Genomic DNA, 277 nt, shown 5'->3' on the forward strand with positions numbered 1-277 from the left:
TTATCAATTTCATTAGCATGTAACTGTGTGTACGCGATTCGCTCCATATGTTGCATGCGTAAACAGTCTTTGATATAACCATCATCCATCTTACCGATATGTACATCAGCAACTTCAGCATACGATGCCATAGCACTATACCTTTGGTTATCATATTCAGCTGCCATTAGTAAGGTATTTAATAACACCTGACACTCCGAGTCTGATGAAACACGAGTCTCGTAGATTTCTTCCAACAAAATCTGACCCTTTTTTCTATTCATATTTCGATGGTTAT

1 pseudogene is annotated in these 277 nt (G+C 37.5%); it reads right to left on the reverse strand.

Annotation, left to right across the window (positions count from 1 at the left end):
* Positions 1 to 263 (reverse strand): annotated as a pseudogene (locus KVT27_RS24430) (AimR family lysis-lysogeny pheromone receptor); the annotation flags it as partial.
* Positions 264 to 277: the final 14 nt, after the last annotated feature.

Source organism: Lysinibacillus sp. GbtcB16, assembly GCF_019091145.1.
In the GTDB taxonomy this organism is placed as follows: Bacteria; Bacillota; Bacilli; order Bacillales_A; family Planococcaceae; genus Lysinibacillus; species Lysinibacillus fusiformis.